Source organism: Streptomyces sp. NPDC002784 (assembly GCF_053592135.1).
On record NZ_JBSFVD010000067.1, the window covers coordinates 1 to 8,018 of the forward strand.

1 protein-coding gene is annotated in these 8,018 nt (G+C 74.9%); it reads left to right on the plus strand.

The genetic code is table 11. The features are described from left to right. Positions 1-8,018: SDR family NAD(P)-dependent oxidoreductase (locus tag ACWD1Z_RS35800; RefSeq protein ID WP_451124840.1), on the plus strand; the 8,018-nt coding region annotated here is incomplete at its 3' end.

Genomic DNA, 8,018 nt, shown 5'->3' on the forward strand with positions numbered 1-8,018 from the left:
ATGGGCCTGTTCGAGTCGGGTGTGCTGGAGCCGTTGCCGGTGCGGGCGTGGGATGTGCGCAGGGCGCCGGATGCCTTCCGGTTCATCAGCCAGGCCAAGCACATCGGCAAGGTCGCTCTGACCATGCCCGTGCCGGTGGATCCGGACGGCACCGTCCTGATCACCGGCGGTACCGGCACCCTCGGCTCACTCCTCGCCCGGCACCTCGTGACCGAGCACGGCGTACGGAACCTGCTGCTGACCAGCCGCAGCGGACCGGAAGCACCAGGCGTGCAGGAACTCATCGCCCAAATAGAAGAGTTGGGGGCGACGATCCAAGTCGCCGCCTGTGACGCCGCCGATCGCGACCAGCTCGCGGCCCTGCTGGACGGCCGTAGGCTCACCGGTGTCGTCCACGCGGCCGGTGTCCTGTCCGACGGGCTGGTCACCGCCCTCACCCCGGAGCAACTGGCTACCGTCTGGCGGCCCAAGGCCCAGGCCGCCCTGCACCTGCACGAACTGACCCAAGACGCAGACCTCGCCTTCTTCGCGCTGTACTCCTCCGCCTCCGGCGTCTTCGGCGGCGCCGGACAGGCCAACTACGCCGCCGCCAACACCTTCCTCGACGCCCTCGCCCATCACCGCCGCGCCCAAGGACTGCCCGCAACCTCCCTCGCCTGGGGCTTGTGGGAGCAGGCCAGTGCCATGACGGGTGAGCTGGATCGGGCGGATCGTCGGCGGCTGAGCCGCAGCGGGCTGGCTCCCTTGTCGTCCGCGGAGGGGCTGGCTCTGCTGGACCGGGCTCTGGCCTCCGCCGAGCCCGCTCTCGTGCCCGCCCGCCTCGACCTCGCCGGCCTGCGCGGCTCGGAGGCCGTGCCCGCCGTACTGCGCGGGCTCGTCCGTCCCGCGGCCACCCGCCGCACCGCCGACACGACAGCAGGGGTCCGCGACGCGGGGACGGCGCTCACCGAGCGGTTGGCCAGGCTCGGCCGGGCCGAGCGGGAGCGGCATCTGGCGGAGCTGGTGCGCCGGAGCGTCGCGGCCGTCCTCGGCCATGCCTCCGGGCAGTCCGTCGACGCCGAGCGCTCCTTCAAGGAGCAGGGCTTCGACTCGCTCACCGCCGTCGAACTCCGCAACCGGCTCACCGCCGCCACGGCGCTGCGCCTGCCCACCGCGATCGTCTTCGACCATCCGACGCCGACCGCGCTTGCCGCCCATCTGTATGAGGCGCTGTTCCCGCGGGACGGGGAGGCTGCTGACGAGGCGCGGACGCCCGCTGCGGCCGTGCCCGCCACCGTGGCGGGGACGGACGAGCCGATCGCGATCGTCGGCATGGCCTGTCGGTTCCCCGGCGGCGTGGCTTCGCCCGAGGAGCTGTGGCGGCTGGTCGCCGAGGGCGTCGACACCATCGGCGCCTTCCCCGCCGACCGCGGCTGGGACCTGGAAGGGCTCTACCACCCCGACCCCGCGCACCCCGGTACCGCCTACACCCGGCAGGGCGGATTCCTGTACGACGCGGCCGAGTTCGACCCCGACCTGTTCGGGATCTCGCCGCGCGAGGCGCTGGCGATGGACCCGCAGCAGCGGCTGCTGCTGGAGACCACGTGGGAGGCGTTCGAGCGGGCGGGGCTCGCGCCGACCTCGCTGCGCGGCAGCAGGACCGGTGTGTTCGCCGGTGTGGTCGCCACCGACTACGCGGCGCGGCTGGACGAGGTGCCCGACGATGTCGAGGGGTTCCTCGGCATCGGCAACACCTCCAGCGTCGCCTCCGGCCGGCTCGCCTACACCTTCGGGCTTGAGGGTCCGGCGGTCACGGTCGATACGGCCTGCTCGTCGGCGCTGGTGGCGTTGCACCTGGCGGTCCAGTCGCTGCGCGGCGGCGAGTGCGACCTCGCCCTCGCGGGCGGCGTCGCCGTGATGCCGTCGCCGTACATGTTCGTGGAGTTCAGCCGTCAGCGCGGGCTCGCCGCCGACGGCCGCTGCAAGGCGTTCTCGGCGGCGGCGGACGGCACTGCCTGGTCCGAGGGTGTCGGGGTGCTCGTGGTCGAGCGGCTGTCGGACGCGGTCCGCAACGGGCACCAGGTGCTGGCGGTGGTGCGGGGTTCCGCCGTCAACCAGGACGGTGCGTCCAACGGCCTTACGGCGCCCAACGGTCCGTCCCAGCAGCGCGTCATACGGCAGGCCCTCGCGGGCGCCGGGCTCACCCCCGCCGACATCGACGCCCTGGAAGCACACGGCACGGGCACCGCGCTCGGTGACCCGATCGAGGCCGACGCCCTGCTGTCCACCTACGGGCAAGGGCGGGACGAGGAACGGCCGTTGTGGCTGGGGTCGGTGAAGTCGAACATCGGGCACACCCAGGCCGCGGCCGGTGTGGCGGGCGTCATCAAGATGGTGATGGCGATGCGGGAGGGCGTACTGCCCCGCACCCTGCACGCCGACGAGCCCACGCCGCATGTCGACTGGACGGCGGGCGGGGTACGGCTGCTGACCGAGGAGCGGGAGTGGCCGGCGGACGGCCGTCCGCGCCGCGCCGGGGTCTCCTCCTTCGGGATCAGCGGCACCAACGCGCACGTCATCCTGGAGCAGGCACCGGAGCCCACCGAGGCGGTGACTCCGGCCGCGGCGTCCCCCGGCGTGGTCCCGTGGGTGTTCTCCGGCCGTACGGAAGGCGCCCTCCGGGCCCAGGCCGACCGTCTCGCCGCCTTCGTCGCGGACCGGCCCGAGCTGCCCGCCGACGGCATCGCGCTGTCGCTCGCCGCGACCCGGGCCGCCCTCGATCACCGGGCCGTCGTCCTCGCCGACGACAGCGCCGGGTTCGGGCGGGGGCTCGCGGCCGTCGCCTCGGGAGGCCATGCGCCCGAGGCCGTCACCGGTGTCGCCGCTGCCGAGGGTGCCGTCGCCGTCCTCTTCACCGGGCAGGGCAGCCAACGCGCCGGTATGGGGCGTGAGTTGTACGCCGCGTATCCGGCGTTCGCGCGGGCCCTGGACACCGTGTGCGAGGCGCTGGACGCCCATCTGGAACGGCCGCTGCGTGAGCTGCTGTTCGCGGAGCCGGGCAGTGAGGAGGCGGCGCTGCTGGACCGTACCGTGTGGGCACAGCCCGCCCTGTTCGCCGTCGAGGTGGCCCTCTACCGGCTGGTCGAACAGTGGGGTGTGCGCCCCGACTACGTCGCCGGGCACTCCATCGGCGAGCTGGCCGCCGCCCATGTCGCCGGGGTCCTCTCGCTGCCCGACGCCGCCGCGCTGGTCACGGCGCGCGGACGGCTGATGCAGGCGATGCCCGAAGGCGGGGCCATGCTCTCCGTGCGGGCGGGCGAGGACGAGGTCCGCGAGACGCTTGCCGGGCGGGAAGCCGTCGTCAGTGTGGCCGCCGTCAACGGCCCGGCGTCCGTGGTGATCGCCGGGGACCGGGAGGCCGTCGCCGAACTCGACGCCCTCTGGCGCGAGCGTGGCCGCAAGACGGCGTACCTGCGGGTCAGCCACGCCTTCCACTCCCCGCACATGGACGGCATGCTCACGGAGTTCGGGACCGTCGCCGCCGGACTGGAGTACGCCGAGCCCCGCATCCCGGTCGTCTCCAACGTCACCGGCGCGGGCGCGGCGCCGGGCGAGCTGGGCACCGCCGCGTACTGGGTACGGCATGTCCGCGAGCCCGTCCGTTTCCGGGACGGTGTGCGCTGGCTGCGCGCCCAGGGCGTGACCACCTTCCTGGAGCTGGGCCCCGACGGGGTGCTGACGGCCATGGCCGACGACTGCCTCGCCGAACCCGCCGCGCACGAATCCGCCGCGCACGAGCTGGGCGTGCACGAGCTGGGCGTGCACGAGCCGGGTGTGCACGAGCCGGGTGTGCACGAGCCGGGTGTGCACGAGCCGGGTGTGCACGACTCCGGCGCCCATGAGTCCCCGATGCCCGCCGCGCCCCCCGCGCTGCTGGTCTCCGCCCTGCGCAAGGACCAGCCGGAGCCGCACACGCTGCTGCGCGCCCTCGCCGGCCTGTACGTCCATGGCGGGACCGTCGACTGGGCCGCGCTGCACGACGGCGGCGCCGCCCGTCGCGTCGAATTGCCCACCTACCCGTTCCAGCGCTCCCGCTTCTGGCTGGAGTCCGCCCGTACCGGTACCGCCACGGCCGACGCCGTGGACGCCCGCTTCTGGGAACTGGTCGAGAACCAGGACGCGACCGCCCTCGCCGCCGCCCTGGACCTCGGCCCGGCCGACGGCGCCTCCGGCCTCGACGCACTGCTGCCCGCCCTCGCCTCCTGGCGGCGCGGCGAGCGGGACCGGTCCACCCTGGACGCCTGGCGCTACCGCACGGTGTGGAAGCCCGTCACGGTCCTCGGCGCCGGCCGCCTGGACGGCACCTGGCTCGCCGTACTCCCGGCCGACGACGGTACGTCCGACACGGCATGGGCCCGCCTGTCCGACGCGCTGCGCGCCCTCGGTGCCGACGTCGTCGAACTCCGCCTTGCTGCCGAGGCGTTGGAGCTCGGTGCCGAGCACGTCGCGGGGCTGCTGCGGGACGCCGCCCCCCGGGGCGCCTCCGGGCTGGTCTCGCTCCTCCCCGGCGCCCACGGGCTCGGTGCCACCCTCACCCTGCTCCAGGCGCACGTGGCCTCCGGGCTCGACGCCCCGCTGTGGTGCGTCACCCGAGGTGCCGTCGGCGTCACCCCCGACGAGCGGATCACCGACCCCGCCCTCGCCCAGGTCTGGGGTCTCGGCCGGGTCTTCGGTCTGGAACACGCTCCGCTCTGGGGCGGCCTGGTCGACCTCCCGGCCGAGGTCGACGAGCGGGCCGCGACCCGCCTCGTCGCCGTCCTGGCCGGCACCGACGGCGAGGACGAGTGCGCCGTCCGCGCCTCCGGAACCTTCCTGCGCCGCCTCACCCGGTCCGCCACCACCGGGGCCCGGTCCGCCGCCACTGGCACTCGGGCCGCCACCACTGGCGCCCGCGCCGCCACCATTGGCGCCCAGGGCGAGATCACTGGCGCCCGCGCCGCCACCATTGGCGCCCAGGGCGAGACCACTGGCACCCGGCCCGAAACCACTGGCACCCTCGCCGCCACCACCGGCACCCGGCCCGAGACCACCGACACCCGGACCGCCGCCACCACCGACACCCTCGCCGCCACCCCCGCCCCCGCCACCCCCGCCACCACCGGCACCCCCGCCCCCACCGACTGGAAGCCCAGCGGCACCGTCCTGATCACCGGCGGCACCGGCGGCCTCGGCGCGCACATCGCGCGCTGTCTGGCCCGGAACGGCGCCGAGGATCTCGTACTGACCAGCCGCCGCGGCCCCGACGCGCCCGGCGCCGCCGAACTGACCGCCGAACTGACCGCCCTAGGCGCCCAGGTCTCCGTCGTCGCCTGCGACATCGCCGACCGGAACGCCGTCGCCGCGCTCCTCGCCACGCTGCCCGGACGCCGCCCGCTGAGCACGGTCGTCCACGCGGCCGGCGTCGGCCACTTCACCGCCGTACCGGAGCTGACCCAGGAGCAACTCGCGGACGTGCTGGCCGCCAAGGCGGACGGCGCGGACCACCTCGACGCCCTCCTCGGCGACCGAAACCTGGACGCGTTCGTGCTCTTCTCCTCCATCGCCGGCGTCTGGGGCAGCGGCCACCAGGGCGGGTACGCCGCCGCCAACGCCCACCTCGACGCCCTCGCCCAGGACCGGCGCGCCCGTGGCCTCGCCGCCACCGCCGTCGCCTGGGGCGCCTGGGCCGACGGCGGCATGGCCGACGCCGAGATGACGGCCCACCTCGAACGGCGCGGCATCCGCACGATGCGGCCCGAGCTGGCCGTCGCCGCCCTCCAGCAGGCGCTGGACCGGGGCGACACCGCCGTCACCGTCGCCGACGTCGACTGGGAGCGCTTCGTCCCCGCCTACACCGCCACCCGGCACCGCCCGCTCATCAGCGAACTCCCGGACGCACAGCCTTACTTGGCGGGCCCCGAGGGTGCCCCGGCCGGCGCCGCCGACAGCGAGTTCGCCCGCAGGCTCGCCGGACGCACCCCCGAGGAGCAGGAGCACCTGCTCACCGAGACCGTCCTCACCGAGGTGGCCGCCGTCCTCGGCCACAGCGGCACCGCGAACCTCCAGCCCGCGCGCGCCTTCAAGGACCTCGGCTTCGACTCGCTCACCGCCGTCGAACTGCGCAACCGGCTCACCGCCGCCACCGGGCTACGGCTGCCGTCCACCCTGATCTTCGACCACCCGACGCCCACCGCCCTCACCGCCCACCTGCGCGGCGAACTCCTCGGCGCCACCGCCGACGCGACCCCGGCCGCCCCCACCACGGCGGCGGCGCCCGACGAGCCGATCGCGATCGTCGGCATGGCCTGCCACTACCCGGGCGGGGTCACCTCGCCGGAGGACCTGTGGCGGCTGGTCGCCGAGGAGGGCGACGCCATCGGCGCCTTCCCCGCCGACCGAGGCTGGGACATCGACGCCCTGTACGACCCCGAGGGGCGCCGCCCCGGCACCTCGTACATCCGCGAAGGCGGCTTCCTCCACGACGTCGCCGGATTCGACGCCGAGTTCTTCGGGATCTCGCCGCGCGAGGCGGTGGCCATGGATCCGCAGCAGCGGCTGCTGCTGGAACTGTCCTGGCAGGCCCTGGAACGCGCCGGACTGCCCCCGACCGGGCTGCACGGCTCCGCGACCGGCATGTTCGTCGGCTCCAACGGCCAGGACTACGCCACCCTCCTGAGCCGCGCGCCCGAAGCCGTCGCCGGATACCAGGCCACCGGCAGCGCCGCCGCCGTCGTCTCCGGCCGCGTCGCCTACAGCCTCGGCCTCGAAGGCCCGGCGGTCACCGTCGACACCGCCTGCTCCTCCTCCCTGGTCGCCCTGCACATGGCCGTCCAGTCGCTGCGCAACGGCGAATGCGAACTGGCCCTCGCGGCCGGTGTGACGGTCATGTCCACGCCCGGCCCGTTCGTGGAGTTCAGCCGCCAGCGCGGCCTCGCCGCCGACGCCCGCTGCAAGCCCTTCGCCGAATCGGCCGACGGCACCGGCTGGTCGGAGGGCGCCGGTGTGCTCGTCGTCGAGCGGCTGTCCGACGCGGTCCGCAACGGTCACCAGGTGCTGGCGGTCGTCCGCGGCTCCGCCATCAACCAGGACGGCGCCTCCAACGGCCTCACGGCCCCCAACGGCCCGTCCCAGCAACGCGTCATACGGCAGGCACTCGCGAGCGCCGGACTCACCCCCGCCGACGTCGACGCCGTGGAGGCACACGGCACCGGAACCACCCTCGGCGACCCCATCGAGGCACAGGCGCTGCTGGCCACCTACGGACGGGCCCGGGACGCCGAACAGCCGCTGTGGCTCGGCTCGATCAAGTCCAACATCGGCCACACCCAGGCCGCCGCCGGTGTCGCCGGTGTGATCAAGATGGTGATGGCGATGCGGGAGGGCGTCCTGCCGCCGTCCCGCCACGCCGGGGAGCCCACCAGCCACGTCGACTGGTCCGACGGCACCGTCGCCCTCCTCGACCGGGCCGTGCCCTGGACCGAGGGCCGCACAGGCCCACGCCGGGCCGGAGTCTCCGCGTTCGGCATGTCCGGAACGAACGCCCACGTCATCCTGGAGGAAGCCCCTCCGGGCACCGCGTCCACCCGTCCCTTGGTCGTCGCCGGACCCGCCGGACTGCCCGGTTCCCCCGTCCTCCCGTTGACCGTCTCGGCCCGTACCGCCGAGGCCCTGGCCGCCCAGGCCGCCCGGATCGCGGACGTCGTGGCAGCCGGGACGGACCCGGCCGACACCGGCTGGAGCCTGCTCACCACACGCTCCGCGCTGGAGCACCGCGCGGTGGTGTGGGGCGCCGAGGCGGGCGAGCTGACCGATGCCCTTCGGGCGCTGGCCTCCGGTACGGCCACCGCACACGCCATCACCGGCACCACCTCCGAGACGGGCGGCGGAACCGTCTTCGTCTTCCCCGGGCAGGGGGCGCAGTGGCTGGGGATGGGGCGGGGGTTGCTGGAGTCCTCGCCGGTGTTCGCGGCGCGGATCGGGGAGTGCGAGGCGGCGCTCGG